The sequence below is a fragment of the Pseudomonas piscis genome (genome assembly GCF_009380155.1).
In the GTDB taxonomy this organism is placed as follows: Bacteria; Pseudomonadota; Gammaproteobacteria; order Pseudomonadales; family Pseudomonadaceae; genus Aquipseudomonas; species Aquipseudomonas piscis.
In genome coordinates, this window is record NZ_WHUV01000004.1 from 85,466 (window position 1) to 109,172 (window position 23,707).

Below are 23,707 nucleotides of genomic sequence, written 5' to 3' on the forward strand. Positions count from 1 at the left end.
GTGCGTTTCACCTGCGTTCAACCAAGGACTCTTATGTCGCGTCGTATCTCCCCCGTCATACCCGGCTTCGGGCTGACGCTGGGCTACACCTTGGTGTACCTCAGCCTGATTGTGCTCATCCCCCTGGCGGCGATGTTCGTCCATGCCGCACAACTCACCTGGGACCAGTTCTGGGCCATCGTCTCGGCACCCCGGGTGCTCGCGGCCCTCAAGCTCAGCTTCGGCACCGCCTTGTGCGCGGCGATCATCAACGGCCTGATCGGCACGCTGCTGGCCTGGGTCCTGGTGCGCTACAGCTTCCCCGGGCGGCGGATCATCGATGCGATGATCGACCTGCCCTTCGCCTTGCCCACCGCGGTGGCGGGCATCGCCCTGACCGCGCTGTACGCGCCTACCGGGCTGGTGGGCCAGTTCGCCACCGACCTGGGCTTCAAGATCGCCTACACGCCCTTGGGCATCACCCTGGCGCTGACCTTCGTCACCCTGCCGTTCGTGGTGCGCACGGTGCAGCCGGTGCTGGCGGACATCCCCCGTGAAGTGGAAGAGGCCGCCGCCTGCCTCGGCGCCAAGCCCTGGCAGGTGTTCCGCCATATCCTGGTGCCGGCGCTGCTGCCAGCCTGGCTCACCGGTTTCGCCCTGGCCTTCGCCCGGGGCGTGGGCGAGTACGGTTCGGTGATCTTCATCGCCGGCAACATGCCGATGAAGACCGAGATCCTGCCGTTGCTGATCATGGTCAAGCTCGACCAGTACGACTACACCGGCGCCACGGCCATCGGCGTGCTGATGCTGGTGGTGTCCTTCATCCTGCTGCTGCTGATCAACCTGCTGCAGCGGCGTATCGAAACCCCATAAGGAGGCGCGAACCATGTCCCAATCGTCCATCGCCGCCTCGTCGGCCAACGCTGCCCGCCGTGGCAACGCCACTTCGCGGCGGGTATTGATTGGCCTGGGCTGGCTGATCTTTGCCCTGTTCCTGCTGTTGCCACTGTTCATCGTCGTGTCCCAGGGGCTCAAGCTTGGCCTGGGCGCATTCTTCGAGGCGATCTTCGAGCCCGACGCGCTGTCGGCGCTCAAGCTCACGGTGATCGCGGTGCTGATCTCGGTGCCGCTGAACCTGGTGTTCGGCGTCTGCGCCGCCTGGTGCGTGAGCAAGTACTCGTTCCGTGGCAAGAGCATCCTGGTGACCTTGATCGACCTGCCGTTCTCGGTGTCGCCGGTGATCGCCGGCCTGGTCTACGTGCTGATGTTCGGCGCCCAGGGGCTGTTCGGCCCGTGGTTGTCGGATCACGACATCCAGATCGTGTTCGCCCTGCCGGGCATCGTCCTGGCCACCATCTTCGTCACCGTGCCCTTCGTCGCTCGCGAGCTGATCCCGTTGATGCAGGAGCAGGGCACCCAGGAAGAAGAGGCCGCGCGCCTGCTGGGGGCCAACGGCTGGCAGATGTTCTGGCACGTCACCGTACCCAACATCAAATGGGGCCTGATCTACGGCGTGGTGCTCTGCACCGCCCGGGCCATGGGCGAGTTCGGCGCGGTGTCGGTGGTCTCCGGGCACATCCGCGGGGTCACCAACACCCTGCCGCTGCACGTGGAGATCCTCTACAACGAGTACAACCACGTCGCCGCCTTTGCCGTGGCCAGCCTGTTGCTGATCCTTGCGTTGTTCATCCTGCTGCTCAAGCAGTGGAGCGAATCCCGAATCAACCGCCTGCGCGCCAGCGCCGCGGAGGAATAAGACATGTCGATCGAAGTCCGTAACGTCAGCAAGAATTTCAACGCCTTCAAGGCCCTGGACAGCATCAACCTGGATATCCACAGCGGTGAGCTGGTGGCGCTGCTCGGCCCCTCGGGCTGCGGCAAGACCACCCTGCTGCGGATCATCGCCGGCCTGGAGACTCCCGATGCCGGCAACATCGTGTTCCACGGCGAGGACGTCTCCGGCCACGATGTGCGCGATCGCAACGTCGGGTTCGTGTTCCAGCACTACGCGCTGTTCCGCCACATGAGCGTGTTCGACAACGTCGCCTTCGGCCTGCGCATGAAGCCCAAGAACCAGCGCCCCAGCGAAAGCCGGATCGCCGAGAAGGTCCACGAACTGCTGAACATGGTGCAGCTGGATTGGCTCTCCGATCGCTATCCGGAGCAGCTCTCCGGCGGCCAGCGCCAGCGTATCGCCCTGGCCCGGGCCCTGGCGGTGGAGCCCAAGGTGCTGCTGCTGGACGAGCCCTTCGGGGCGCTGGATGCCAAGGTGCGCAAGGAGCTGCGCCGCTGGCTGGCGCGGCTGCACGAAGACATCAACCTGACCTCGGTATTCGTCACCCACGACCAGGAAGAGGCCATGGAAGTGGCCGACCGCATCGTGGTGATGAACAAGGGCGTGATCGAGCAGATCGGCTCACCTGGCGAGGTCTACGAGTATCCGGCCAGCGATTTCGTCTATCACTTCCTCGGCGACTCCAACCGCCTGCGCCTGGGGGAGGACAACCATGTGCTGTTCCGGCCCCATGAAGTGTCGCTGTCGCGTTCGGAGCTGGAGGACCACCACGCCGCCCAGGTCCGCGATATCCGCCCGCTGGGCGCCACCACCCGGGTGACCCTCAAGGTCGAGGGCCAGGATGAACTGATCGAGGCCGAAGTGGTGAAGGACCATGACAGCCTGGTGGGCCTGGCCAAGGGCGAGACGCTGTTCTTCAAGCCCAAGGTCTGGCAGAAGGTCGCCAACCTCTAACAGGCCGTTTAAAAACTACCTGCGTTGCCATCGCTGCGTTGAAAACAGGCTCGCCTACATTTTTCAACGGCCTGCTAAAGCATCGCGGGCAAGCCGGATCGCCGCCCGCTCGCTCCTACGGATCGAAGTGGTTCGCCAATACCGCGAACGACACGAACCTGTAGGGGCGAGGCTTGCCCGCGATCCGGTTTTGCCTGCGATATCGATCTAGATCGCGGCACGCTTCGGATTGGCCCGCACACCCCCCGCCCGTGCTTCGATCTGCTGCTTGAGGTCATGGCGCAGGCCCAGCAGGAAGGCCAGCTCGGCCACCACGAACAGTGGGCCGATGATCAGCCCGGAGATGTCATCGACGAAGGCCGGCTTGCGCCCTTCGTAGTAATGGCCGACGAACTGGATCACCCAGCCCACAACGAACATGCCCACGCCACTGGCCAGCCAGACCAGGGTGCTCTGTTGCGCCAGTGCCTGGCCAGCCCACACCGACAAGCCCATCAGTACGCTCATCAATAACCCCAGGCGCAGTTCCAGGCGCAGGTAGTACAACGCTGCGAACAGGGCCAGCAGCAGCGCCGGCGAGAGCATCAACCCGGCCACCGGCCAGGCCGGACGGGACAGCAGTACGGCCACGGCGACCACGATCATCGGGATGCCGATGAAGTGGCTGGCGATATTGCGTGGGTCGCGGTGATAGGCCGCGTATTGACTGAGGTGATCGACGAGGCTTTTCATTGTTGTTCCTCCGTTGGGGTAACGGGATCATGCCGGACGCCCGATCACGGCTCTGTCGGCTAGGCGACAATCAAGGCGATGCCCTGGGAAAACACGGTCCATGAATATGCAGCAATGGCGCGAATGCCTGATGGCCGGCCAGTGGTTCAGCCACTTGCCGGCCTCTCTACAGGATAGTCTGCTCGACAATGCCCGCCTGCGGCGGCTGGCGCCGGGGCAGTACCTGTTTCGCCGTGGCGATCCACCCTGCGGCCTGTATGCAGTGGTCGAAGGCATGGTGCGGGTCGGCGCGGTCAGCGAACAGGGCAAGGAGGCCTTGCTCAGCCTGGTGGAGGCGCCTCACTGGTTCGGCGAGATCTGCCTGTTCGATGGCCAGCCGCGCACCCACGATGCCTGCGCCGAGGGCGCCTGCACCTTGCTCCAGGTACCCCAGGCAAGCCTTGTGCGGCTATTGGACGAGCAACCCGTCTACTGGCGCCAGTTCGCCCTGTTGATGAGCCACAAGCTGCGCCTGGCCTTCATCAACCTGGAGCAACTGAGCCTGATGCCGGCTCCGGCGCGGGTGGCCAACCGCCTGCTGGCGATGGCCGCCGGTTATGGCGAGGTGGCCCAGAGCCGGCGCCTGCTGCAACTGCCCCAGGAACAGCTGGCGCTGATGCTCTCGCTGTCGCGCCAGACCACCAACCAGATCCTCAAGGACCTGCAGCACCAGGGCATCCTGCGCCTGAGCTACGGCGAGATCGAGATCCTCGATGCCGAACGCCTGCGTGCCCTCGCCAGTTCCGTGTAGCCGCTGCCGCAGGCTCGGCACGCGCCGCCATCTGGCGGTGCCTGGTTCTATGCAGGTCAGGGACGGTTCGGGGATCAGCGCAGGCCGTCGCGAAATTGCCCGGGGGTCATGCCGGTCCAGCGCTTGAAGGCCCGGCTGAAGCTGCTGGCGTCGGCGAACCCCAGCAGGTAGCTGATCTCGCTCAGGGAGCAGGCCGGGTCGCGCAGGTGCAGCAGGGCGAGGTTTTCCCGGCATTCGTTGAGCAGCGTGTCGAAGCGCGTGCCTTCGTCCGCCAGGTGCCGTTGCAGGCTGCGTAGGCTCAGGTGCAGGGCCTGGGCCACCCGCTCGGCGGCCGGCTCGCCGTCGGGCAACTGGGCCTCGATCACCTCGCGCACCTTGCGCTCCCAGGTCAGCGGCCGCAGTTGCGCAAGGGCGCGCTTGAGCACTTGCTCGTTATGTTCGGCCAGCTCCGGGTTGGCGTCGTCCAGGTGGCTTTCGAAATCCTGCACGCGAAACTCCAGGCAATCCTCGCTGGCCGCGAAGTGCACCGGGCAGCGGAACACCCGGTGCCATTGGCTGGGGTCCTCTGGCTGCGGCCGCCGCAGGTGTACGGCCAGCGGCGCGTACTCACGGCCCAGGCGGCTGCGACAGGTGCGCACGTGGATCGCGGCGAACGCGTCGATGGCCTCGAACGCCGGCTGCTGGGCGCCTTCGGGCATCTTCAGGACGAAGCGGTAGCGGTCCGAGTCGCGGATCAACTGCGGAACCAGGGCATCGCTGACCACCTGGTGATAGCGCAGGATGCGCTCGAACACCTCGCGCAAGCTGCCGCTGGCCACCAGCGCATACCCCAGGGCATGGAAAGTGGTGGGGCTGACGAAGCGCGACACCCGCAGGCCGATGGCCGGATCACCGCTGGCCTGTACCGCCAGTTGCCACAGACGAGTGGTGGCCGACAGCGGATAGCGGGCGTTGGGATTGTCCATCAATTGGGGGTCAAGTCCGGCCTCGCGGCACAGGGCCGCGCTATCCAGGTCCAGGGCATCCAGCTGCTTGCGCAGGGCGCGGGTCCAGCTGGCGAGAGAGGTGGCTTCGGTCATGCGATTGGCGCGTCCGGTCAACAGGTTGGCGTTCACAGCTAGCGCCCCGGGCCGGGGCTCGGGGCAGGATGCACACATCACTGACCCAGAGGATGGAATCATGCACGGTACTTGCGCAAGCCCCGAACGGATGGACGCGCAACAACGCGCGGCGCATATTCGCGAAGTGGTCGTGGCCCGGGGCGACGAACTGCGCCGGCGCTATCCGCTCCTGCGCCACCAGGACGCCCTGGGCGCGGCGATCCTGGCCTTCGCCCTGGCCGGCATGGTCGGTTCCGCGGCGCTCTATCTCAATGGTCACCTGGCCTGGTGGGCCTGCCTGCTGCTCAATGCGTTCTTCGCTTCGCTGACCCACGAACTGGAGCACGACCTGATCCACAGCATGTATTTCCGCAAGCGGCGGGTGCCCCATAACCTGATGATGGGTTTGGTCTGGCTGGCTCGCCCCAGCACCATCAACCCCTGGATACGCCGCCAATTGCATTTGAACCACCACAAGGTCTCGGGTACTGCGGGCGACGTCGAAGAACGTGGCATCACCAACGGCGAGTCGTGGGGCATCGCGCGACTGCTGATGGTGGGCGACAACATGATCTCGGCCTTCGTCCATACGCTCCATGTGCCGGGCTGGAAGGCCAAGCTCAAGCGTTTCGCCCGGCTGATGGCAGCCTATGCTCCCCTGGCGCAGTTGCACTGGGGGGCCTGGTACGTGTTTCTCGGCTTCCATGGAGCCAATGGCGTCGCCGCGTTGCTGGGCACTTCCATCGAGTGGTCGGCCAGCACCCTGGCGCTGATGCAGGTGATCGACATCGCCGTGGTGGTGATCGTCGGCCCGAACGTGCTGCGTACCTTCTGCCTGCACTTCGTCAGCTCCAACATGCACTACTACGGTGATGTCGAGCCGGGCAACGTGCTCCAGCAGACCCAGGTGCTCAACCCCTGGTGGATGTGGCCGCTGCAAGCATTCTGCTTCAACTTCGGCAGCACCCACGGCATCCATCACTTCGTGGTCAAGGAGCCCTTCTACATCCGCCAGATGACCGCGCCGGTGGCCCACCGGGTGATGGCGCAGATGGGCGTGCGTTTCAACGACATGGGCACCTTCACCCGGGCCAATCGCTTCGCCGCCAAGGAGCAGGCGGCGATGGAGGCGGTACAGGGGGTGAAGGCTTGAGGTGTGATGGTTGAGCCAATCGCGGGCAAGCCAGGCCGGTAGGAGCGAGGCTTGCCCGCGATGGTGATTGCCCGGTCGCTATCAGTCCGGCTGGAACGGCGACTCGCTGAGGATCACCCCGGTTTCGTCCACGTAGCGCTGCCACTCCTGCAACAGGATTTGCAGCTTTTGCGGGTGGCTGCCGGCCAGGTCGTGGATCTCCCCGGGATCGCGCCCCAGGTCGTACAACTGCCAGGTGGCCGGGCCCACGGGGCCTGGAATGTACACCGCCTTCCATTGCCCCTGGCGGATCGCCCGGCGGCCGAACAGCTCCCAGCCGGTGACCGTGTGCTCGTCATGTACCTGCGCGGTCTCGCCGGACAGGAACCCCAGCCACGACTTGCCCCGTAGCGGTGCGATATCGCGCCCGCGCCAGCGCTTGCCCGGATGGCGCACGCCGGCCAGGTCCAGCAGGGTCGGGGTGATGTCCATCACCGTGCCGAAGCCATGGCTGACCTGCCCCTTGAGCGGCAACTGCGGGTAATGCAGCAACGCCGGCACGCGAATCCCGCCCTGCGTGGTGAAGGCCTTGAACAGCCGCGACGGCGCGGTGGCGGCCTGGGCCCAGGCCGGTCCGTACCAGACATAGGAATTGGCCCGGCCGATATTCTGAAGGCGGTTGTCGTAATGCTGGTCCAGGTAGCTCAACAGCTGCGGGCCGAACTTGGGGAAGGCTTCCAGCAGCGCCCCTTCGGCTCCGTTGTCGGACATGAACAGGATCAGCGTGTTGTCCAGCTGGCCCTGCTGGCGCAGGTAATCCACCACCCGGCCGATGTTCCAGTCCATGCGCTCCACCATCGCCGCATACACCTCCATGGCCCGGGCCGAGCGCTGGCGCTGATCGTCGCTGAGGGCGGCCCACTCGGCGTCCAGGCCGATCAGCGGGTGCGGCTCGACCTGGGCGTCCACCAGCCCCAGGGCCTTGAGCTTCTCCAGCCGTTCCAGGCGCAGGGCCTCGGGGCCGGCGTCGTAGCGCCCGCGGTACTTGGCGACGATCTCTTCAGGGGCCTGCAACGGCCAATGGGGCGCCGAGAACGGCAGGTAGGCGAAGAACGGCCGGCTCTGGTCGCGCTCCTTGAGGTACTGCAAAAGCTTGTCGCCGAAGGCATCGGAGGAATAGAACCCCTGCGGCAGCCCGTCGAGGAAGCGATCGTCCTCGATATACAGCGCCGGGGTGGACTTGAGCAGGCCCGGGGTGTGCTCGTCGTAGGTGGGTTCGAAACCATAGTGGTTGGCCGCCCCGGGCAACAACGCGAAAGAGCGCTCGAAGCCCCGGGCGTGGGGGGCGCGGTCCACGGTCAGCCCCAGGTGCCACTTGCCGCTCATCAGGGTCTGGTAGCCGGCTTCGCGCAGCAGTTCGGGCAGGGCCGCTACCCGGTCGTTGAGGTGGCCCTCGTACCCTGGCTTGCCGATCAGCTCCGGGGTCAGGGCCTCGGCCATGGTGCCGATCCCGGCGATATGGTGGTCGGTGCCGGTGAGCAGCATGGAACGGGTCGGCGAGCAGGTCGGGGCGGTATGGAAGTCGGTCAGGCGCAGGCCGTTGAAGGCCAGGGCATCGAGGTTCGGCGTGGCGATCTCGCCCCCGAAGGCGCCGAGGTCGGAAAAGCCCAGGTCGTCGGCCAGGATCACCAGGAAGTTGGGACGTTGCGGCATCGAGTCACTCCTGTTCAGCAAGCAATGAAGGTCAAGGGCAGGTCGCTGATCCGTACCGGTGGCGGGGCCTGGTAGTGGTCGTCGCTGGTCAGTTCGTGCAGCAGTTCCTCGCGCAACTGGTGGAAGTCGAAGCTGCTGCGCTGGCGCGGATGGGGCAGGGCCACCTCGACCACGCGCTTGATCCGCCCCGGGCGTGGCTCCATCACCACCACCCGGTCGGCGAGGAAGATCGCTTCCTCGACATCGTGGGTCACCAGTATCGTGGTGATCCGTGCCCGCTCGCGGATCGCCAGCAGCTCGTCCTGCATCTGCTGGCGGGTCAGCGCATCGAGGGCGCCGAAGGGTTCGTCCAGCAGCAGGATGCGCGGGCTGGCCACCAGCCCCCGGGCGATGGCCACCCGCTGCGCCATGCCGCCGGACAGCTGGTGCGGGTAGGCCTTGGCGAAATCCTTGAGGCCCACCAGCTCGATGAACTCGGCGATGCGCTGTTGGCGTTCGGCGGCGCCCAGGGGTTCGTTGACCAGGCCCAGGCCGATGTTCTCGGCCACGCTCAGCCAGGGGAACAACCGGTGCTCCTGGAACACGATGCCGCGTTCGCTGCCGATGCCCTCGACGGCCTTGCCGTCGACGCGTATCTGGCCACGGAACTCGGTGTCCAGGCCGATCAGCAGGCGTAACAGGGTGGACTTGCCACAGCCGCTGGAGCCGACGATGGCGACGAATTCGCCTTCGGCGATGTCCAGGTTGAATTCGCGGATCGCCTCCAGTTCGCCACCGGCGACGGGAAAGCTCTTGCCCACGTGATTGAAGCTGACCAGAGGTGCATTCATGCGTGTCTCCAACGGGTGGCGTGGCGTTCCAGCCATTGCCCAAGGAAGTTGATAAGGGCGCCGGTCAGGCCCACCAGCAGCATCCCGGCCATGATCAGGTCCATGCGCAGCAGCTGCTGGGCGCTGATCATCTGGCTGCCGATCCCACCGTCGGACGGCATGAAGTACTCGGCGCCGATGGTGCCCAGCCAGGCGTAGATCAGGCTCACCCGCAGGCCGGCGAAGATCCCCGGCGCCGCCCCGGGCAACACCAGGCGCCGCAGGCGCTGCCAGAGGCCCAGGCGCAACACCTGGGCAGCCTCCGCCAGTTGTGGCGAGAGCTGGGCGACGCTGCGCTGGGTGGCGATGAACAGCGGGAAGAAGGCGGCCAGGGCGACGAAGACCCACTTGGCCAGCTCGCCCAGGCCGAACCAGGCGGTAAGCAGCGGCACCCAGGCGAAGATGGCGATCTGGCGCAGGGCGGCCAGGGTCGGCCCCAGCAGGCGCTCGCTCAGGCGCGACAGGCCCAGCAGCAGTCCCAGTCCCAGGCCCAGGCTGCCGCCCAGCAACAGGCCGGTGAGGGTACGTCCCAGGCTCAGGCCCAGGCCGCCCAGCAGGCTGCCATCGACCAGGCCGTCGAAGGTGGTGGCCAGCACCACCAGGGGGCTGGGCAGGATGTTGGCGTCCAGCCACTGGCGTTCGCTCGCCAGTTGCCACAGGGCCAGCAGCGCCAGGGGCAGCAGCCAGGGTTGCAGGCGCTGCCAGCCCTGGTAGCGCGGGCCACGGCGAAACTCGGCGGTGGCCGGGTGCGGCCAGTACACCAGCTTGCGGTCCAGCCAGCCGATGCCGCGATCCATGGCCATGCCCAGCACGCCGATCACCAGGATGCAGACGAAGACGATATCCAGCATGAACAGCTGCCTGGCCCAGACCATCAGGTAGCCGATGCCTTCGCTGGAGGCCAGCAGTTCCACCGCCAGCAACGAGGTCCAGCCGGTGGCCAGGGCCAGGCGCACGCCCGCCATGAAGGCTGGCAGCGCGGCGGGCAGCACCAGGCGCCGCAGCAGCAGGATCGGTGGCAGGCGCAGCACCGCGGCGGCTTCGCGCAGCCGCGGTTGCGCGTCGCGCACGCCCACCAGGGTATGTAGGGTCACCGGGACCACCACCGCCTTGAGCAGTACCACCAGCTTGAGCAGTTCGCCGATACCGAAAAACACCATGAACAGCGGTACCCAGGCCAGGGTCGGGATCTGTGCCAGGGCGCCGAAGGTGGGAAACACCAGGCGCTCCAGGCGGCGGCTGAAGCCCATGGCGCCACCCAGCAGGGCGCCGGCGCCGATCCCGACCAGCAGGCCCCAGCCCAGTCGCTGCAGGCTGATCGCCAGGTGGCTCCAGAGCTCGCCGGCGGCCAGCTCCCGGGCACTGTTCCAGACCAGTTCCGGGGCCGGCAGGATCTGCTCGCTCATCCATTGGTTGCGGCTGGCCAGCCACCACAGGCCGAACAACCCCAGTGGCAGCAACCAGGGCAGCAGGTGCTTGGCCGCCGGCCAGTGTTGGCGCGGGCCGGAGGGTGCCCACAGGGGCAGGCTGAGCAGGGAAACACGGGCCATGGAGGACCTCCGTCGTCGGGTGCGGCATGGCATGGGGCGGGCCACGTCCAGGCGTGGCGGAACCGATCGCTCCTACAATATGCATTTGTGTTCTATTAAAAATCACATCAATGCTATTGAGCGATAAGAGAAGCCATTTAAGGCTTCCCTTCGCCACGCATCCAATGCATTTGGAGAATATTTTCCATGCATTTTCCGCATGTTCCCGGGGGAGCCCCGTACTGACTGATTTATTTCTTTCGGTTATTAAAATGTGAATTTTTAGTATTTAAATGCCTTGCCCTGCTGGGCCTACCTTGGGCTCCTCAACGCCTTTGCCCTCCAGGAGCCGTCCCCATGAACCTTCCCTTCAAACGTGTGATCAGCCTGTTGGCCGCGCCGGCCCTGGCCGGGCTGCTGGGCTACCTGCCGCTGCTGGCCCAGGCTGGCGAACTCAAGGAAATCCGCATCGCCGTGCCCGACCTCAGCGCCGGTACCCAGCACAGTTCGGGCGGGGTGGTGGATGTGCTGCGCCACCAGCAGATCCTGGAGAAGGCCTTCGCCGACCAGGGCATCAAGATCCAGTGGAATTTCTTCAAGGGCGCGGGGCCGGTGATCAACGAAGCCTTCGCCAATGGCCAGGTGGACCTGGCCTACCTCGGCGACCTGGCGGCCATCATCGGCAAGTCCAATGGCCTGGATACCCGCCTGCTCAGTGCCACGGCCCGTGGGGTCAAGCATTACCTGGGGGTTGCGCCGGGGTCGGGGATCAAGACCCTGGAAGACCTCAAGGGCAAGCGCGTGGCGGTGTTCCGTGGCACCGCCACCCAGTTGTCGTTCGATGCGGCCCTGGCCAGCCGGGGCCTGAGCGAAAAGGACCTGAAGGTGGTCAACCTCGACTTCAATGCCGCCGTGGCGGCCCTGGCGGCCAGGCAAATCGACGCCTCCTGGGGCAGCACCGGGCTGTCCGCCCTGCGCAGCAAGGGCCTGGCCGAACTGCCCCTGAGTACCAAGGACCTGGGCGATGCCGGCAGCGTGCAGGCGGTGCTGGTAGGGGCGGGCAAGTTCGTCGACGAGCATCCCGAGGCTGTGGAAAAACTGCTCAAGGCCCAGCAGCAGGCGGTGCAATGGCTGACCCAGGACAGCAACAAGGAGGCCTATATCCAACTGGTGTCGGGGCTGGCCAGTTATCCACCGGTGATTCTCCAGGATGACCTCAAGGACCAGCGCCTGAGCGAGATCTTCCCCTCGACACTGGACCCGGTGTTCCTCGGCCGGTTGCAGGACGCCGTGGACCTGGCGGCCAAGGAGCGGCTGATCCGCAAGCCGTTCAAGGTCAGCGAATGGGTCGCCCCGCAACTGGCCGCCGCCGGCCTGTAGCACCCGGTCGAAATGTAGCCGCTGCCGAGCTTGCGAGGCTGCGACAAGGTCCGCAGGACCTTCAGCGATCCTTGATACCTGGGCCGTTGCGCGGTTTGCCTGATGCACGGTGTCGCCTGGTTTGCGGGCGCTGCGCACCCGGTCGCAGCCTTGCGCTGCTCGTCAGCGGCTACAGGGCCATGGCCACTTGCTGCTGGTCCACGCTCACCAGCACTTCGATCATCTTGCGGGCCGCCGGCGACAGGCGAAACCCACTGCGGCTGACGATGCCGCAGCGGGCGTTCAGGCTGTCGATGTTCTGCGGCAGGTTGCGCCAGTGCAGCAGGGCCAGCGAACCCTGGGCGATATCCTCGGCGAACGCCTCGGCGGTGCCCACGCCGATGGCATTGGACTGGCGGACGATCTTCACCAGCGCCGGGAAATGCTCGGTCTCGATGGTCGGCGAAAAATCGATGCGCCCGCTCAGGTTGGCCAGCAGCTTGCGAATGCCCGGCGGGATCAGGGTGGTGGCCAGGGGGTAGTCGAACATATCGTTGGTGGACAGGCTTTCCTTGGCCAGCAACGGATGCCCGGGACGGCAGAAGAACACCCCGCGCTTGGGCGTCAGGGCCTGGGTCTGGTAGTTGGGGTCGGCCTCGAAGTGGCGGATGTCGGCGATGAAGAACTCGATCTCCTCGCGGTTGAGGCTGCGGCTGAGTTTTTCCCAGTTATCCACGGCAAAGCAGGTACGCACCCGCGGGTGGGCGCTGGTGAACTGCGCCACGGCGTCGGGCACCAGCTTCACCGCGGGCGCCGGGCCGCAGCCGAAGCGTACCTCGCCAGCATCGAGCTTGGTCATCTGGGTCACTTCACTGCTGAGCAGGGCCGCACCCTGCACCAGGCTCAAGGCATGCTGCAGCACCACCTGGCCCTCGGGCGTGGGGCGCAGGTCCTTGTTGCCCCGGTCCACCAGCACGCAACCGAACTCCTGCTCCAGGCCCTGGATACTGCGGCTGAAGGCCGGCTGGGTGATGCCCATGGCATCGGCGGCGCGGACAAAACTGCGGTGCTCGTTGAGGGCGATGAAGTAACGCAATTGGCGAAGATCCATATGCTTTCCCGGCATCCGAAAAATAGCTCGAAGGCATTTGCGACGAGTGAGGAATGAGGTTTTAAATGCAAGCTCTTATTCCGTCAACGAAGCATGTATTTATCTATTAGATCTAAAGTGAATATAGATAGAGCGTTGTTTCGCGGCGGTGCCTACCGTGATCAGTCCGCTGAGGGTGTCTTCGATGAGTAATGCCGCATTAGCTGTCAAACCCGTTGTCCAGGCCCTTGAAATCCACCCGGTGGCCGGCCGTATCGGCGCCGAGATCCGTGGCGTGCAACTTTCCGGCGAGCTCGATGCCGCTACCGTGCAGGCTATCGAGCAGGCGCTGGTGCAGTACAAGGTGATCTTCTTCCGTGGCCAGGCCCACCTCGACGACCAGAGCCAGGAAGCCTTCTCCCACCTGCTGGGCGAGCCGGTGGCCCACCCCACCGTGCCGGTGCGTGACGGTACCCGCTATCTGATGGAGCTCGATGGCGCCCAGGGCCAGCGAGCCAACTCCTGGCACACCGACGTGACCTTCGTCGACGCCTATCCCAAGGCCTCGATCCTGCGCTCGGTGGTAGCCCCGGCCTTCGGCGGCGACACCGTGTGGGCCAACACCGCCACCGCTTATAACGAGCTGCCGGAGGAGCTGCGAGCCTTGGCGGACCGGCTGTGGGCGGTGCACAGCAACGAGTACGACTATGCCTCGGTCAAGCCCGACGTTTCGGCGGAACGGCTGGAGCGCTACCGCAAGATCTTCACCTCCACGGTGTTCGAGACCGAGCACCCGGTGGTCCGCGTGCATCCCCAGAGCGGCGAGAAGAGCCTGGTACTGGGGCATTTCGTCAAGCGCATCAAGGGCTATTCCCAGGCCGATTCGGCGCACCTGTTCAACCTGCTGCAAAGCCATGTCACGCGCCTTGAAAACACCGTGCGCTGGCGCTGGAGCGCCGGTGACGTGGCGATCTGGGACAACCGCTCGACCCAGCACTATGCCGTCGACGACTACGGCAGCCAGGACCGCGTCGTGCGTCGGGTGACCCTCAAGGGCGACGTCCCGGTGGGTGTCCAGGGCCTGCGCAGCCAGACCACCAAGGGGGCTTGAACGCCCCCCGACGGTTGCAGGTCACCACCAACCCTGCCGCTGCCGAGCTTGCGAGGCTGCGCAGGGCCCGAAGGGTCCTGAAGGCCACACAATCGCCGCAGCGGCTTCGGGACGGTGGCGGATTGGCGTTTTTTCGCGGGCAAGTCGGATCGCCGCCCGCTCGCTCCTACGCAAGAAGGCATATGCCTTTGTAGGAGCGAGGCTTGCCCGCGATGAGGTCCTTGAGGTCAGCGCCTCACCACACACCGATCTGCACCAGCTTCTCCGCCTCCGGTTCGCCGTAGCGGAAACGCTGGCCCCGCAGGTCGATCTCCCCATGGCTGATGGTGGTCCGGCGCTTGAGGCCGCGCAGCCATTCCAGCAGGTAGCCCAGGTGTTCTTCGCGTACCGACGCATAGGCCGGATCGGCCCCCAGGTCGTGCAGCTCCTGCGGGTCGTTTTGCAGGTCGAACAGCTGCGGGCGAAAGCCGTCGTAGGCCAGGTACTTCCAGCGCTCGCTGCGCACCATGGTCATGCGGCAACGGTCGATGGGCTGGTCCAGGCGCTCCCGGGCCGGGGCCTGGAAGGCGTAGTCGTATTCGCTGATGGCGTAGCGGCGCCAGGGTGGCGTGGCGCCATGCAGCAGCGGGATCAGCGAGCGGCCTTCCAGGCGGTGCTCGGCACCCGGCAAGCCCAGGGCCTCGAGGAAGGTCGGCAGGGCATCGATGGTTTCCACCAGGCGGGCATCCACCGTGCCCCGGGTGCCGTGCGCCGCTGGCCGTGGATCGCGGACGATCAGCGGCACGCCTACCGCCGGCTCCAGCAGGAATTCCTTTTCCCCCAGGTAGTGATCGCCGAGGAAGTCGCCATGGTCGCTGGTGAAGACGATCAGGGTGTCGTCCCAGCGTCCGCTGCTGTGCAGCACATCGAACAGCCGGCCTAGCTGGTCGTCCACCTGCTTGATCAGGCCCATGTAGGTGGGCACCACGTTGGCGCGCACCTCATCGCGGGAGAAGTTCAGGCTTTCTTCGTGCTGGCGGAAGGCCTGGTACACCGGGTGGTCGCTGGCTTCCTGCGGCGTGGCCCGCACCGGCGCCAGTACCTGCTCTGCACCGTAGAGCGCGTGGTAGGGCGCCGGGGCGATATAGGGCCAGTGCGGCTTGATGTAGGACAGGTGCAGGCACCAGGGGCGCTCGCCTTGTTCGTGGATGAAATCGATGGCGCGGTCAGTGGTGTAGACGGTTTCCGAATGCTCTGCGGCGACCCGCGCCGGCAGGTGCGCGTGGCGCATCTTCCAGCCGCTGAGGATCTGCCCCTGCTCGCCGGCCGCGGCGTTGGCCCAGTCATGCCAGGGGTTGCGCCCGGCGTAGCCGCGCTCACGCAGGTAGTGGGTGTAGGGCGCGGACTCGCGCTTGTCGTCGAACAGCGGGTCGTCGGGGTAGATGCCGTCGTGGCGGAACCAGGGCTCGAAGCCTACTTCGTTCAACTGTTCGGCCTGGGGGCTGTCGGCGGCGATATCCAGCCGCTGCTGGGCATCCAGGTTGGGCGTGGCGTGGGTCTTGCCCACCAGCGCGGTGCGGATGCCGTGGGGCCGCAGGTAGTCGCCCAGGGTCAGTTCCTCAAGCGGCAGGGGCACGGCGTTCCACGCCACCTGGTGGCTGCTGACGTAGCGCCCGGTGTAGGCCGACATCCGCGACGGGCCGCAGATGGTGCCTTGGGTGTAGGCGCGGCTGAAGCGCACTCCGGCGGCGGCCAGGCGGTCGATGTTTGGGGTATGCAGGTGCGGGTGGCCGTAGCACGACAGGTAATCCCGGCGCAGTTGGTCGCACATGATGTAGAGCACGTTGCGCACGGGTTGGGGGGTAGGGGACATGGGCTTCACCGATCGAAAGACAGGTGAGGGTTTTCGCCTTCGCCAGGGGATGCCGGCAAGCGCATTTGCCGCATGCTTTTCATGCGTGATGTGCATCGCTCTTGAGGACGCCATCGCCGGCAAGTCGGATCAGATGGCGAGCTTGTGCAGCGAGCACAGCTCCTCATCCTGTGCGTCGAGGTGCTTGATCTCCTCGATCATCGCCTGGGCCAGCGGCGACAGCCGATACCCGGCGCGGCTGACGATGCCGTAGCGGGTGTAGAGCTCCTCCAGGTCGTCGGCCAGCCCCTCGATTTTCAGGCACACCAGCTCGCCCTTGGCCTGGTGCAGGGCATCGCTGTAGGAGCCGACGATGCCGATGGCGTCCGAGCGCAGCACCACCCCCAGCAGGCTGTAGCTGTTCTCGCATTCCACATTGGGCGTGAAGTCCGGCTTGCCGCTGAGATCGACAATGACCTTGCGCAGGTTCGGCGGGCGGATGGTCACCGCCAGCGGGTAGCTCATCAGCTCGCTGGCGCTGACGCTGTCGCGCCCGGCCAGGGGGTGGCCGGCGCGGCAGCAGAAGTGCCATTTGCGCGGGCGCAGGCGCTGGGTCAGGTAGTCCGGGTCGGCCTCGAAGTGCCGGGTATCGGCGACGAAAAACTCGAACTCCTCGCACAGCAGGCGCTTGCCCAGGCTCTGCCAATCCTCCACCTGGAACTGCACCCGGGCCTTGGGATAGCGCCCGATGAAGCTGCCGATGGCCCGGGGGATCAGCCCGGCCGCCGGTGCCGGGCCGCAGCCGAAGCGCAACTCCCCGGCTTCCAGGCCATTGAACTGGCTGATTTCGTTGGCCATCTGCTGGGCGCCGCTGACCAGCCGCCGCGCGTGCTCCAGCAGCAGCTGGCCCTGCTTGGTCGGCGCCAGGTCCTTGCGCCCACGGTCCACCAGCTGGCAGCCGACGCTGTGCTCCAGCGCCTGGATGCTGCGGCTGAAGGCCGATTGCGAGAGGTTCACCGTGGCCGCGGCCGCGACGAAGCTGCGCTGCTCGGCGAGGGCGATGAAGTGGCGGAGCTGGCGCAGGTCGATATGCATTTTTCACATAAAAAATATCGGGGAAATGCATTGGCTATGCATTAGGTCGACTCCTTATAAAGGCAATCTCTTATGCAGTAAATCTTTGTAAAAACATAAATAAATAACTTTAGGGAATATACGAGCTGTATGTTTTCTGACCAGGAGCCGCCCATGAGCCCGTTGTCCATCGCTTCACCCCTCACGCCTCGGCGGCTCAAGCGCCTGCCCCTGGCCCTGCTGTTGGCCGGCAGTGCCGGCTGGAGCGCGAGCTGGGCCGAGGAGGCGCCGGTGCCCCAGGCGAGCCCGGCCAAGAGCAGCGCCAACAAGGTCGACGACGGCCAGTTGCAGACCGTGACCGTGACCGCCCGGCGCCGCGAGGAAAGCTCGCAGAACGTGCCCACGCCCATGAGCGTGATCGGCGGCCAGGCCCTGGAGAGCCAGCGGGTCTATCGCATCCAGGACCTGCAACAACTGGTGCCCAGCGTCAACGTCGCCTACATGCATGCGCGCCAGTCCAGCGTGTCGATCCGCGGCCTGGGCAACAACCCGGCCAGCGACGGCCTGGAAGGCAGCGTCGGGCTGTACATCGACAACGTCTACCTGGGGCGGCCGGGAATGGCGGTGTTCGACCTGATGGACATCGAGCAGCTGGAAGTGCTGCGTGGTCCCCAGGGCACCCTGTTCGGCAAGAACACCACCGCCGGGGTGATCAACATCAGCACCCGCGCGCCGAGCTTCACCCCCGAGCGCAGCATCGAGACCTCCCTGGGCGAGGATGGCTACTTCCAGACCAAAGGCACCATTTCCGGGCCGCTGACCGATGAGCTGGCGGGGCGTTTCTCGGCCTATCGCACCCGCAGCGACGGCGATATCAAGAACGAGCACGACGGCCACGACCTCAACGGCGGTTCGCGCCAGGGCTTTCGCGGCCAGTTGCTGTACAAGCCCAGCGACCGCTTCAACCTGCGCTGGATCGGCGACTACAACGAAGAGGATTCCAGCGCTGGCACCCGGGTGCTGTACAGCACCGGGCCGACCATCAACGGCAGCAATGTCTATGAGTCGCGCGCGGCGGCCGCCGGGGCGACCCTGGTCAACGGCAGCCATCGCAAGGTCAACCTGGACAACGACCAGCACGTCACGGTGTTCCAGGGCGGTACTTCGCTGGAGGCCAACTGGATCCTGCCCAGCGACTTCACCCTGACCTCGGTCAGTTCCTACCGCTGGTGGAACTTCACTCCGCGTAACGACGATGGCCTCAATGTGCCGGCCACCTACAACGCCGGGGTCTCGGTGGAAGATAAACAGTGGTCCCAGGAGTTTCGCCTGGCCTCGCCCAGCGGCGGGTTCTTCGACTACGTGCTGGGGGCCTACTACTTCGGTTCGGACCTGGATAACAAGTCCTTCGCCTACTACGGGCCCAAGGCCGATATCTGGAACGGTACGCCCACCGGTGCGCTGAACGACGTCACCAGCATCGGCAAGGGCAAGATCCGCACCGACAGTTTCGCCCTGTTCGCCCAGGGCACCTGGCACCTCACCGAGCGCCTGGATTTCACCGCTGGCCTGCGGGGCTCCTACGAGGAAAAAACCGCCTCGGTCGGCCGCGACGCACCCCTGGGCGGTGTAGCGGTCACCGGGGCTGCGGCCAATGCCCGGCGTGGCCGGGCCGGGGCCTACGATTCCGGCGACCTGAACCAGTACAGCACCAGCCCCTCGGGGTTGCTCAACCTGAGCTACCGCTTCAGCGATGACCTGCTGGGCTATGCCACCTTGTCCCACGGCGAGAAATCCGGCGGGGTCAACCTGGCGGTAGGTTCGGCGCCCACAGCCGGTGCCGACTCCTTGCTGATCGGCACCGAGCGCGCCAACAACGCCGAGCTGGGCTTCAAGAGCACCCTGTGGGACCGGCGCCTGCAACTCAACGCCAACCTGTTCTGGACCCAGGTCAACGGCTATCAGACCAACGCCTACGACTATGGCAACCGCGTGCAGTACCTGACCAACGCCGGTTCGGTGCGCTCGCGCGGGGTCGAGGTGGAAAGCACCCTGGTGCCGCTGCGCGGCCTGACCCTGAACCTAAACGGTTCCTACAACGACGTGCGCTACCAGTCCTACAAGGATGCCCCATGCCCGCCGGAGGTCAGCTTGCGTCCCGGGGCGCCGGCGTCCTGCGATCTCACCGGGCACCAGGTGGTGGGTGCTTCGAAATGGATCGCCAACGCCAACGGCGAATACAAGTGGAACCTGGACAACGGCCTGGAGGAGTACGTCACCGCCAGCTATGCCTTCCGTTCCAAGGCCGTGGGCACGGTGGAGGATTCCCAGTACGGGCAGATCCCCAGCTACGCCGTGGTCAACCTGTCCACCGGCCTGCGGGGCAACTACGAGCAGGGCCAGTGGGATGTCTCGCTGTGGCTGAAGAACGCTTTCGACAAGACCTACTACACCACCCTCTGGACCGGCGGCAACGGTGGTTACGAGGGTCTTTTGGGCACGCCGCGAACCCTGGGCGTGACCGGTCGCTACGACTTCTGAAGTCCGCTTTCGCACCTGGCGCCGGGACTGTCGGCGCCTTTCAATCCGAACAGGAGTGCCTGCCATGCCACGCGCCACAATCCCCTTGGTCTTGTTGACCAGCACCTTGCTGGCCGGAGCGCTGCACGCGGCGCCCAGCGTCTACCCCACCGGCGTGACCCGCTACGACCCGGCCAAGGCCTATAACCAGTACGTGATCTTCAGCGGTGCCGACAAGCAGACCCATTTGATCGACATGAACGGCAACGAGGTCAGGAACTGGCCCCAGGCCGGTTTTCCCTCGGCCATCATCGACCCGCAACTGGTGGGCGGCGAGCGTGGCCGGGTGCTGTTGCAGCTCAAGGACAAGGACCCCGGCCCGCTCGGTTCGGCGGGCAACGGCCTGGGCAACCAGAGCGTCGGCGAGCTGGACTGGAACGGCAAGCTGGTCTGGCAATGGGGCGAACAGGCCCCCGGTGGCGCGGCCCAGCAGCACCATGACCAGCGCCGGTTGAGCAATGGCAACACCCTGGTGCTGGCCAACAAGGTGCACAAGGTGGCGGGTTTCAAGGTGCCCCAGGTGATCGACGACGTGATCTACGAAGTCAGCCCCGACGGCCAGGTCAAATGGCAGTGGCTGGCCTCCGAGCACCTCAAGGAGTTCGGCCTCACCCCCGCCCAGTTGCAATTGGTGCGCGGCACCAGCAACCCGGACTACCTGCACATCAACAACCTCAGCGTGGTAGGCCCCAACCGCTGGTTCGACGCCGGTGACAAACGCTTCGCCCCGGACAACCTGCTGATCGACTCACGCAACGCCAACTTCATCGCCATCATCGACAAGCACAGCGCCAAGGTGGTCTGGCGCCTGGGGCCGAACCTGGCGCCGATCGAACCCAAAAGCGCCGGCAAACTGCCGCGCCCGGTGGACCAGTTCGTCGGCCAGCACGATGCCCATATCATTCCTGCCGGCCTGCCGGGGGCCGGCAACCTGCTGGTGTTCGACAACCAGGGCACGGCCGGCTACCCCTCGGTACCCCTGGGGCTGATCGCCGGCTCCCGGGTGCTGGAGATCGATCCGATCAAGCGTGAAATCGTCTGGCAATACAGCGCCGCCAGTTCCAGGCAACCGGGCTGGGCCTTCTACAGCTCGTTCATCAGCAGCGCGCGGCGCCTGCCCAACGGCAACACCCTGATCGACGAGGGCATGAACGGGCGTTTCTTCCAGGTCACCGGCGCTGGCGAGATCGTCTGGGAATACGTCAGCCCCTACCTGGGCAAGGCCCCGGGCAGCGAGGCGGTGAGCAACTGGGTGTATCGCGCGCTGCCGGTGAACTACGACTGGGTGCCGGAGGGTACGCCGCGTTCGCAAACCGCCGTGCAGGCGCCAGAGCCGCAGTTGAAACAGGCCAGCGCCGGGATCTGACCCCGCAAGCTCGCCCCTGGCGAAGGCGCCTGCCCGCTCAGAAGTAGAAGTACAGGCCGGTGTCCCGCTCCAGGGCCAGCCGATTCAGGGCGATCAGCCTGTGGATAAGTTCATCCCCGGCGGTCGCGGCCTGGGTGAAGATCGCCAGTGCCGTGGCGAGGTCGGCCTGGCCCTGGATCGAGGCGTCTTCGTAGTCGTCGATCAGCGTGCCCAGGGCGCGGTTCAAGCTCGGCAGCAGGTCGCTGCGCCACAGGCTCGTCCACTGTTCTGCGGACAGGGCCAGTTCTTCCAGGTCGCCCGGCAGGCACTGGTCCAGGTCCAGGCGTTGCATGGCGCCCTGGCTGGTGGGCACGACTATCCATCTGCGCGGTGTGTTCATGGCTGCCACAGCTCGACGAAGGCCCGGAAGTCGGCGGCCACCGGGTAGCGATTGGCGCTGTCGGGGTCGAAGATTTCCACCGCCACGCGCGGACTGTTGAAGTCCAGGCAGACCAGCAAGCCGCCGGCATCCCGGGCAATCGCCAGGCAGCCGGCGGCGAGCCCCGGCACGCGGCCAGGGGTGGCGTACCAGGGCAGGGTCCAGGGTTCGTCGTTCATGCTGAAAGCGAAGAACTCGCTGATGCAGGCGTAGCCGTTGCCATAGGCGAAGGTGCCGATCCCTGGCGTGGCGGCCTCGGCGTAGCGCACCAGCTCCAGGTACAGCGGCGGCAACTCCAGGCCCAGGCGCTGCTGCACCTGGGCGATCAGTTGTTCGTCCACCGTCGATCCGGGTTCTATTTCCCAGGCGTTCCAATCCAGGGTCATGCTCGACATGCACCTTGTGCTCAAGGGCCGTGCCCGCCCGATGGGGGACGGCATCGAGGGGCGATTGTAGGCGCGTCGACTGGTGCGCGGTAGGCGCTTATTTGCAGCTCTGGCCTTCGGGCAGGGTCACGCTGTAGTTGCGCTGGACCCGGTTGCGGAAGTCCAGGTTGTCCAGGCTTTCCTGCACCAGGAAATCCTCGATCTTGGCGTCCTGGCAATCCTCGTTATAGGACGAGGCCCGCAGTACGAACACCGTGCGCCGGCTCTGCTCGTCCTTGGCCTTGATGTTGAAGGTCGAGAGGGTGGTGTAGGCGGTGCGCTCCGAGGAGCCGACGGCGCGGTAGGACATGGTCGGCGTGCTGGTGCACACGGTCTGCTGGTGCTTGCCGGGCATGCACGTGGTCTTGGTACTGCTGGGCACCGAGGCGTAGTCGGTGGCGGTGTAGCGGTAGCTGGTCCTTTTGCTGCCCACATCCAGGGCGATGTTCATGCGAAACGGTGGATGATCCTTCGGCAATGCCGACTCGGTATACACCTTGGTGAAACCCATGCCATGCAGGGCGGCGACCATGTCGCGCAGGTAGTAGCTGGCCTTGAGGGCCTGGGCATCCTTGGCGCCGTTGACGGTCACCAGTACCGGAGCCTGGCGATCGAAGTAGTAGTCTTGGGCGGGGGTGGCGTCGATCGCCACGTCGAGTTTGTTGGCGCAGCCGGTCAACAGGGAGACGAGCAGCAACAGCGGGTAGAGCAGAGTACGAGTCATGAGTCAGCCATTGGATAACAGGAGGGCTTGGAACAGGCTTTAACGGTCTGGACTCGATCAAACACACGCGAAGGGGGAGACGCAGTCTCAGTCTGCCTGGTACTCCAGCAAGTCGCCGGGTTGGCAGTCGAGTGCGGCGCAGAGTTTGTCGAGGGTCTCGATTTTCATCCCCTTGACCTTGCCATTTTTCAGCAACGACAGATTGGCCTCGGTAATGCCCAGGATGGCGGCCAGCTCTTTCGAGCGAATCTTGTTTTTAGCCATGACAACGTCAAGCCGAACGATAATGGTCATCTCATTGTTCTATATGTAGTGACTGTGCTCATCACTGAGGATTTTCGCGTCGCGCATGATAATGGAAAACGAGCACAGCAAGATTCCTTTGACCACCTCGTAAGCGGCGTAGGACGAGAAGCCAGCGGAGATCTGCAGGATGCGTTCGCCGGGCGGCAGGTCGATGGACAGGGCCAGGCCTTGCAGGGTCTCCATCATCGGGAAAGTGGCCGGGGCGATGATCCACAGCATGCCTACGCGCCAGAGGATGCGGATGTTGCGATCGCTCCAGGTTTCCCCCCGGGACAGGCGCATGAAGAACACCCCGGTCAGCCACAGGGCGAAGCTCGACAGCAGCAGTGGCAGGAAGTCCAGGATCACCAGCAGGGTGAAGCTCAGGGTGGAGGGCTTGAAGTCGGCTTCCAGCAGGCGTGGCCAGTGTTCGGCGAAGACCCCGAGCAGGGCGCCCAGGACCTGGTCCTTGCTGTAGATCCAGAGCCCGGCGTTGCCGCCGATTTCCACGATGCCCATGACCCAGGCCAGGATCGCGGCCAGCATGCCGACCCGGCGTAACCGGTATTGGGCAGAACCATTGTTTTGGAGGGGCATCGGGTATTCCTTGCAAAGCTGTGGGGGTGGCGGATTATTTATAAATAATTATCGAATTACAATAATTTATTTCACTAATAATTCCCCGACCCCCAACGTCTATTGCTTTGGTCCCCTCCATCGAGTCCCGGCTTGTGGCCGCTATCCAGGGGTTACCTGTCGTACCGCGGCGCTGGGTGTTGCGGGCGCTGTGGGCTCGGTCGCAGCCTCGCGCCGCTCGACAGCGGCTACAGGGTTCTGTGTAACCGCTGGCG

22 protein-coding genes are annotated in these 23,707 nt (G+C 65.3%); 9 read left to right on the plus strand and 13 right to left on the minus strand.

Translation table 11 applies throughout. The annotated features are described in order from the left end of the window. Window positions 1–33 precede the first annotated feature (33 nt). From cysT to GDH07_RS22300, 3 genes are read left to right on the plus strand one after another with little or no spacing between them, the layout of a single operon-like run. The gene (gene cysT / locus GDH07_RS22290; RefSeq protein ID WP_022643505.1) at window positions 34–852 is read left to right on the plus strand and encodes a sulfate ABC transporter permease subunit CysT; all 819 of its coding nucleotides are present in this window, start codon (window positions 34–36) and stop codon (window positions 850–852) included. 13 nt (window positions 853–865) lie between these two features. Next, window positions 866–1,735, plus strand: coding sequence for a sulfate ABC transporter permease subunit CysW (gene cysW, locus GDH07_RS22295; RefSeq protein WP_022643506.1), 870 nt, complete (start codon window positions 866–868; stop codon window positions 1,733–1,735). A gap of 3 nt (window positions 1,736–1,738) precedes the next feature. Further along, complete coding sequence (locus tag GDH07_RS22300) at window positions 1,739–2,728, plus strand: sulfate/molybdate ABC transporter ATP-binding protein (protein WP_022643507.1); 990 nt, start codon at window positions 1,739–1,741, stop codon at window positions 2,726–2,728. A gap of 207 nt (window positions 2,729–2,935) precedes the next feature. Here GDH07_RS22300 and GDH07_RS22305 read toward each other — a convergent pair whose 3' ends face one another. After that, window positions 2,936–3,460, minus strand: coding sequence for an Mpo1 family 2-hydroxy fatty acid dioxygenase (locus GDH07_RS22305; protein ID WP_152898961.1), 525 nt, complete (start codon window positions 3,458–3,460; stop codon window positions 2,936–2,938). A 100-nt stretch (window positions 3,461–3,560) separates the two neighbouring features. Here GDH07_RS22305 and GDH07_RS22310 point away from each other — a divergent pair, with 100 nt between their 5' ends. Then, window positions 3,561–4,250, plus strand: coding sequence for a Crp/Fnr family transcriptional regulator (locus GDH07_RS22310; RefSeq protein ID WP_152898962.1), 690 nt, complete (start codon window positions 3,561–3,563; stop codon window positions 4,248–4,250). 74 nt (window positions 4,251–4,324) lie between these two features. On the opposite strand, the gene GDH07_RS22315 is transcribed toward GDH07_RS22310, so the two are convergent. After that, on the minus strand, window positions 4,325–5,329 hold the full coding sequence (locus GDH07_RS22315) for an AraC family transcriptional regulator (protein WP_152899186.1): 1,005 nt from the start codon (window positions 5,327–5,329) through the stop codon (window positions 4,325–4,327). A 100-nt stretch (window positions 5,330–5,429) separates the two neighbouring features. Here GDH07_RS22315 and GDH07_RS22320 point away from each other — a divergent pair, with 100 nt between their 5' ends. Beyond that, window positions 5,430–6,503: a fatty acid desaturase gene (locus tag GDH07_RS22320; RefSeq protein WP_152898963.1), complete on the plus strand. Its 1,074-nt coding sequence runs from the start codon at window positions 5,430–5,432 to the stop codon at window positions 6,501–6,503. 81 nt (window positions 6,504–6,584) lie between these two features. Here GDH07_RS22320 and GDH07_RS22325 read toward each other — a convergent pair whose 3' ends face one another. The 3 genes from GDH07_RS22325 to GDH07_RS22335 are packed head-to-tail and all read right to left on the minus strand — an operon-like array spanning window position 6,585 to window position 10,614. Then, window positions 6,585–8,195, minus strand: coding sequence for an arylsulfatase (locus GDH07_RS22325; protein WP_053132796.1), 1,611 nt, complete (start codon window positions 8,193–8,195; stop codon window positions 6,585–6,587). A gap of 14 nt (window positions 8,196–8,209) precedes the next feature. Beyond that, complete coding sequence (locus GDH07_RS22330; protein ID WP_152898964.1) at window positions 8,210–9,025, minus strand: ABC transporter ATP-binding protein; 816 nt, start codon at window positions 9,023–9,025, stop codon at window positions 8,210–8,212. Then, window positions 9,022–10,614, minus strand: coding sequence for an ABC transporter permease (locus GDH07_RS22335; RefSeq protein WP_152898965.1), 1,593 nt, complete (start codon window positions 10,612–10,614; stop codon window positions 9,022–9,024). The genes GDH07_RS22330 and GDH07_RS22335 overlap by 4 nt, the downstream gene beginning before the upstream one ends. A 336-nt stretch (window positions 10,615–10,950) precedes the next feature. Here GDH07_RS22335 and GDH07_RS22340 point away from each other — a divergent pair, with 336 nt between their 5' ends. Then, window positions 10,951–11,973, plus strand: coding sequence for an ABC transporter substrate-binding protein (locus GDH07_RS22340; RefSeq protein ID WP_152898966.1), 1,023 nt, complete (start codon window positions 10,951–10,953; stop codon window positions 11,971–11,973). Window positions 11,974–12,142: 169 nt separating this feature from the next. Here GDH07_RS22340 and GDH07_RS22345 read toward each other — a convergent pair whose 3' ends face one another. Beyond that, complete coding sequence (locus GDH07_RS22345) at window positions 12,143–13,063, minus strand: LysR family transcriptional regulator (protein WP_022643516.1); 921 nt, start codon at window positions 13,061–13,063, stop codon at window positions 12,143–12,145. A 184-nt stretch (window positions 13,064–13,247) separates the two neighbouring features. Here GDH07_RS22345 and GDH07_RS22350 point away from each other — a divergent pair, with 184 nt between their 5' ends. Then, entirely contained in the window at window positions 13,248–14,153 is a 906-nt protein-coding gene (locus GDH07_RS22350; RefSeq protein WP_152898967.1) for a TauD/TfdA dioxygenase family protein, read from the plus strand. Window positions 14,154–14,388: 235 nt separating this feature from the next. On the opposite strand, the gene GDH07_RS22355 is transcribed toward GDH07_RS22350, so the two are convergent. Together GDH07_RS22355 and GDH07_RS22360 are read right to left on the minus strand one after the other, a co-directional pair. Further along, window positions 14,389–16,005 carry an alkaline phosphatase family protein gene (locus tag GDH07_RS22355; RefSeq protein WP_152898968.1) on the minus strand — a complete coding sequence of 539 codons (1,617 nt, stop codon included), beginning with the start codon at window positions 16,003–16,005 and terminating at the stop codon, window positions 14,389–14,391. A 129-nt stretch (window positions 16,006–16,134) separates the two neighbouring features. Then, on the minus strand, window positions 16,135–17,079 hold the full coding sequence (locus tag GDH07_RS22360; RefSeq protein ID WP_085598095.1) for a LysR family transcriptional regulator: 945 nt from the start codon (window positions 17,077–17,079) through the stop codon (window positions 16,135–16,137). Between the two features lie 153 nt (window positions 17,080–17,232). Here GDH07_RS22360 and GDH07_RS22365 point away from each other — a divergent pair, with 153 nt between their 5' ends. After that, window positions 17,233–19,599 (plus strand): TonB-dependent receptor, encoded by a 2,367-nt coding sequence (locus tag GDH07_RS22365; protein WP_152898969.1) that lies wholly within the window; start codon window positions 17,233–17,235, stop codon window positions 19,597–19,599. 64 nt (window positions 19,600–19,663) lie between these two features. Further along, entirely contained in the window at window positions 19,664–21,004 is a 1,341-nt protein-coding gene (locus GDH07_RS22370; RefSeq protein WP_152898970.1) for an aryl-sulfate sulfotransferase, read from the plus strand. 37 nt (window positions 21,005–21,041) lie between these two features. On the opposite strand, the gene GDH07_RS22375 is transcribed toward GDH07_RS22370, so the two are convergent. The 5 genes from GDH07_RS22375 to GDH07_RS22395 form a co-directional block, all read right to left on the minus strand. Continuing rightward, window positions 21,042–21,383: a hypothetical protein gene (locus GDH07_RS22375; protein WP_152898971.1), complete on the minus strand. Its 342-nt coding sequence runs from the start codon at window positions 21,381–21,383 to the stop codon at window positions 21,042–21,044. Beyond that, complete coding sequence (locus GDH07_RS22380) at window positions 21,380–21,808, minus strand: SMI1/KNR4 family protein (protein ID WP_246196016.1); 429 nt, start codon at window positions 21,806–21,808, stop codon at window positions 21,380–21,382. Before GDH07_RS22380 ends, GDH07_RS22375 begins: the two co-directional genes overlap by 4 nt. A gap of 97 nt (window positions 21,809–21,905) precedes the next feature. Continuing rightward, window positions 21,906–22,571 carry a hypothetical protein gene (locus tag GDH07_RS22385; RefSeq protein ID WP_022643914.1) on the minus strand — a complete coding sequence of 222 codons (666 nt, stop codon included), beginning with the start codon at window positions 22,569–22,571 and terminating at the stop codon, window positions 21,906–21,908. 87 nt (window positions 22,572–22,658) lie between these two features. Continuing rightward, window positions 22,659–22,865 carry a helix-turn-helix domain-containing protein gene (locus GDH07_RS22390; RefSeq protein ID WP_022643915.1) on the minus strand — a complete coding sequence of 69 codons (207 nt, stop codon included), beginning with the start codon at window positions 22,863–22,865 and terminating at the stop codon, window positions 22,659–22,661. A 9-nt stretch (window positions 22,866–22,874) separates the two neighbouring features. Beyond that, window positions 22,875–23,453 carry a hypothetical protein gene (locus GDH07_RS22395; RefSeq protein WP_022643916.1) on the minus strand — a complete coding sequence of 193 codons (579 nt, stop codon included), beginning with the start codon at window positions 23,451–23,453 and terminating at the stop codon, window positions 22,875–22,877. Between the last annotated feature and the right edge of the window lie 254 nt (window positions 23,454–23,707).

What these genes read in the sequence shown, in the direction of transcription:
- cysT (WP_022643505.1), top strand. Translation starts at nt 34, where the DNA reads ATGTCGCGTCGTATCTCCCCCGTCATACCCGGCTTCGGGCTGACGCTG.
- cysW (WP_022643506.1), top strand. Translation starts at nt 866, where the DNA reads ATGTCCCAATCGTCCATCGCCGCCTCGTCGGCCAACGCTGCCCGCCGT.
- GDH07_RS22300 (WP_022643507.1), top strand. Translation starts at nt 1,739, where the DNA reads ATGTCGATCGAAGTCCGTAACGTCAGCAAGAATTTCAACGCCTTCAAG.
- GDH07_RS22305 (WP_152898961.1), bottom strand. Translation starts at nt 3,460, where the DNA reads ATGAAAAGCCTCGTCGATCACCTCAGTCAATACGCGGCCTATCACCGC.
- GDH07_RS22310 (WP_152898962.1), top strand. Translation starts at nt 3,561, where the DNA reads ATGAATATGCAGCAATGGCGCGAATGCCTGATGGCCGGCCAGTGGTTC.
- GDH07_RS22315 (WP_152899186.1), bottom strand. Translation starts at nt 5,329, where the DNA reads ATGACCGAAGCCACCTCTCTCGCCAGCTGGACCCGCGCCCTGCGCAAG.
- GDH07_RS22320 (WP_152898963.1), top strand. Translation starts at nt 5,430, where the DNA reads ATGCACGGTACTTGCGCAAGCCCCGAACGGATGGACGCGCAACAACGC.
- GDH07_RS22325 (WP_053132796.1), bottom strand. Translation starts at nt 8,195, where the DNA reads ATGCCGCAACGTCCCAACTTCCTGGTGATCCTGGCCGACGACCTGGGC.
- GDH07_RS22330 (WP_152898964.1), bottom strand. Translation starts at nt 9,025, where the DNA reads ATGAATGCACCTCTGGTCAGCTTCAATCACGTGGGCAAGAGCTTTCCC.
- GDH07_RS22335 (WP_152898965.1), bottom strand. Translation starts at nt 10,614, where the DNA reads ATGGCCCGTGTTTCCCTGCTCAGCCTGCCCCTGTGGGCACCCTCCGGC.
- GDH07_RS22340 (WP_152898966.1), top strand. Translation starts at nt 10,951, where the DNA reads ATGAACCTTCCCTTCAAACGTGTGATCAGCCTGTTGGCCGCGCCGGCC.
- GDH07_RS22345 (WP_022643516.1), bottom strand. Translation starts at nt 13,063, where the DNA reads ATGGATCTTCGCCAATTGCGTTACTTCATCGCCCTCAACGAGCACCGC.
- GDH07_RS22350 (WP_152898967.1), top strand. Translation starts at nt 13,248, where the DNA reads ATGAGTAATGCCGCATTAGCTGTCAAACCCGTTGTCCAGGCCCTTGAA.
- GDH07_RS22355 (WP_152898968.1), bottom strand. Translation starts at nt 16,005, where the DNA reads ATGTCCCCTACCCCCCAACCCGTGCGCAACGTGCTCTACATCATGTGC.
- GDH07_RS22360 (WP_085598095.1), bottom strand. Translation starts at nt 17,079, where the DNA reads ATGCATATCGACCTGCGCCAGCTCCGCCACTTCATCGCCCTCGCCGAG.
- GDH07_RS22365 (WP_152898969.1), top strand. Translation starts at nt 17,233, where the DNA reads ATGAGCCCGTTGTCCATCGCTTCACCCCTCACGCCTCGGCGGCTCAAG.
- GDH07_RS22370 (WP_152898970.1), top strand. Translation starts at nt 19,664, where the DNA reads ATGCCACGCGCCACAATCCCCTTGGTCTTGTTGACCAGCACCTTGCTG.
- GDH07_RS22375 (WP_152898971.1), bottom strand. Translation starts at nt 21,383, where the DNA reads ATGAACACACCGCGCAGATGGATAGTCGTGCCCACCAGCCAGGGCGCC.
- GDH07_RS22380 (WP_246196016.1), bottom strand. Translation starts at nt 21,808, where the DNA reads ATGACCCTGGATTGGAACGCCTGGGAAATAGAACCCGGATCGACGGTG.
- GDH07_RS22385 (WP_022643914.1), bottom strand. Translation starts at nt 22,571, where the DNA reads ATGACTCGTACTCTGCTCTACCCGCTGTTGCTGCTCGTCTCCCTGTTG.
- GDH07_RS22390 (WP_022643915.1), bottom strand. Translation starts at nt 22,865, where the DNA reads ATGACCATTATCGTTCGGCTTGACGTTGTCATGGCTAAAAACAAGATT.
- GDH07_RS22395 (WP_022643916.1), bottom strand. Translation starts at nt 23,453, where the DNA reads ATGCCCCTCCAAAACAATGGTTCTGCCCAATACCGGTTACGCCGGGTC.